The 2771-nt window shown below is 60.6% G+C and carries 3 protein-coding genes; 2 read left to right on the forward strand and 1 reads right to left on the reverse strand.

Going from position 1 to position 2771, the window contains the following annotated elements; all coding sequences use genetic code 11:
- On the forward strand, positions 1–684 hold a 684-nt coding region (locus ACRCSW_RS15715), incomplete at its 5' end, for a BBE domain-containing protein (RefSeq protein ID WP_438706588.1).
- 148 nt (positions 685–832) lie between these two features.
- Here ACRCSW_RS15715 and ACRCSW_RS15720 read toward each other — a convergent pair.
- A complete protein-coding gene (locus tag ACRCSW_RS15720) occupies positions 833–1711 on the reverse strand; it encodes a LysR family transcriptional regulator (protein WP_438706589.1) in 879 nt (292 codons plus the stop codon).
- Positions 1712–1815: 104 nt separating this feature from the next.
- On the opposite strand from ACRCSW_RS15720, the gene bla reads away from it, so the two are divergent.
- Positions 1816–2697: a class A beta-lactamase gene (gene bla / locus ACRCSW_RS15725; RefSeq protein ID WP_438706590.1), complete on the forward strand. Its 882-nt coding sequence runs from the start codon at positions 1816–1818 to the stop codon at positions 2695–2697.
- Positions 2698–2771 lie beyond the last annotated feature (74 nt).

Raw genomic sequence — 2771 nt, forward strand, 5'->3', positions numbered from 1 at the left:
TATGCGCTGGAAGCCGATCCGCTGATCCTAGCTGGCCCAGCCTCGCAGTTCTGGAACCCAGAGCTACTAAGCCAGTTGCCCGGCCTGATCCAGCCAGACACCCGGCCCGACGCCCCGAAATCGAACTTTCTCTGGTCCGGCAATGCCGAGGAGGCAGGGCGGTTCACGCATGCCTATCAGTCAGCCTGGTTGTCCGCAGCCTTGCTTGCACCCGAGGCCCACACCCGCCTGGCCGAAGCCACCTTCAATGCCTCACGGAACTGGAGTCTTGCCTGGCACCTGAACAAAGGCCTCGCAGGGGCGCCCGAGCCCGCACTTGCGGCAACTCGGGAAACGGCGATGAACCCGGCCGTGCTCGATGCTTTTGCGCTGGTCATCCTCGGGGCCGAGTCCCGTCTGGTTCACCCCGACATCCCCGGCCATCAACCCGATACCGAACGGGTGCAAACAGACGCCGATGCCGTCGCGCGTGCCTATACCGAGCTTCGCGGCTTTGTTGTGTCACCCGGGTCCTATGTTGCGGAAAGCGACTACTTTACCCACAATTGGCAAGAGGCGTTCTGGGGCGGCAACTATCCTCGTCTTGCCGACATCAAGCGCCGCTACGATCCCGATGGCTTGTTCTTCATGCGGCACGGCCCCGGCAGCGAGGCGTGGAGCGACGACGGATTCTCGCGAAAGTGAGCTGCCCACTGGTGTGGTGACAAGTCGTCGTCCGTTCGACCAATCGAAGGTCACGGCGTTTCGGCCTTCTCGGGCCTAGAATGGCGCAAGATCGGCCCTATTCGGCTGAAGGGGGATGGAATGTGGTAAACATTCGACAAACCTTGCACTATGCGGAGGTGGCCCTGCTGCATTCGACCAGCCAAGTCCGGAAGTTGATCATGGCTGGACTTTCCCCGCGCGAGGACAGACGCGTCAACCAATAAGAGCCCGCGGCGACTTCGATGTCGAACAGCCGGCAAAGGCTGCCTTCTGCGATCTCGCGCTCGAACAACCGTGTCGGCAAAAGTGCCACACCGTACCCATTTACGGCCATCTGCGCAATCGCCACCGAACTGTCGCACATCGGGGCACGCATCGGCGGCGGTTCGGTCTCGGCAGCAGAGAACCACTGCAGCCATTCATCCGCACGGTAGGACCGCAGCAGCACTTGTTGAGCGAGGTCGGAGGGCATCGTGATCTCGCGGGCAATTCCTGGACTGCAGAGCGGCGTCATCGGGGCCGCAAACAGTGGCACAGCCTCAGTCGCCTGCCAATTTCCGTCGCCAAAGCGGATCGCCATGTCCAGTCCTTCACCCGCTAGATCGACCCGGTTGTTGTTAGTGTAGATGCGCAGGTCGATGGTCGGGTGCAGCGCTTCGAACTCTGCAAGACGAGGCATCAGCCAGCCGACCGCAAATGTGCCAACTACACCGACATGCAGGGTTTCATGAAACCGGCCATCCATGAACCGGTCCAGCGTTTCAGCCATCTTGTCGAACGCCGAGGTAAGAACCGGAACCAGTGCAGCGCCTTCGTCCGTCAACACCAGTCCGCGCGGCACCCGGCGGAACAATGACACGCCAAGCCTTTCCTCCAGACCTTTGATCTGGTGGCTGACCGCGGCTTGCGTCACGCAAAGTTCTACCGCCGCCCGCCCGAGGTGCAGGTGCCGTGCAGCAGATTCAAAGGCGCGCAGTGCATTCAACGGAATTTGTGGGCGATCCATGCGAATCCGTTAGTTTTTCTTATCATAACGCCAAGATATCATGCTTTGTACGCCAATATCAGCACGAGTAGAGTGGGTAACATAAGAAAAATATGAGGTAGACCATGCTGACAAGAAGACACTTCATCGAGCTTTCCGGCACGGCCGTCGTTTTGGCGGCAGGCCCGATTGGCGCAAATCCAATGGCGTCCGGCATTTATGAAATGATCGATGCCGAGGTCGCCGCAATCGAGGCCTCGACCGGCGGCAGGCTCGGCGTTGCGGTCCTTGATACCGGATCGGGCACCACCTACTCATGGCGCGGAGACGAGCTCTTCCCCATCCTGAGCACGTTCAAATTCCTTCTTGCCGGAGCGGTTCTGCACCGCGTGGATGCTGGGGAAGAACGGCTTGACCGCGCGATCCCGGTCCGCGCCGAAGATCTTGTGCCCCATGCACCCACCGTCGAACCGCTGGTCGGCAAGACGATCACCGTCGGGCAGCTGTGCGAGGCGACCGTCACGCTTAGCGACAACGCCGCAGCCAACATCTTGCTCGCCACTATGAACGGGCCCGAGGGCTTGACCGCCTTCATCCGTACATTGGGCGATCAGATCACACGACTGGATCGGTGGGAGATCGAACTCAATGAAGCAGCCCCGGGCGATCCGCGCGACACGACTACGCCGCAGGCCATGATTGCGTTGATGCAGCAACTGATCTTGGGCGATGCGCTCAGCGACACTTCGCGGCGGCAGCTGACTGCCTGGCTCATCGCAAACCAGACTGGAGACGCACGAATTCGTGCGGGTGCCCCGGAAGACTGGACAGTGGGTGACAAGACCGGGACGGGCGAGAACGGCACCTTCAACGACATCGCGATCCTCCTTCCTCCGGAACGTGCGCCGATCCTTCTGGCTGTCTATCTTACGCAGTCAATACAAACCATGGACAACGCGAACGCAGCCATCGCCGCCGTTGCTCTAACTGTGACTGGGGTGATCTGACGCCGTTTTCGTCGCCCTCGGCCAAAGCAATCCGGCGCGACCCAGTCCCAGGAAAGGAACCGAAAGCACGATCG

This window comes from Tabrizicola sp. (assembly GCF_051645465.1).
Taxonomy (GTDB): domain Bacteria; phylum Pseudomonadota; class Alphaproteobacteria; order Rhodobacterales; family Rhodobacteraceae; genus Tabrizicola.

Excerpts from the sequence above, each read along its gene's own strand:
- ACRCSW_RS15720 (WP_438706589.1), bottom strand. The coding sequence starts at position 1,711 with ATGGATCGCCCACAAATTCCGTTGAATGCACTGCGCGCCTTTGAATCT.
- bla (WP_438706590.1), top strand. The coding sequence starts at position 1,816 with ATGCTGACAAGAAGACACTTCATCGAGCTTTCCGGCACGGCCGTCGTT.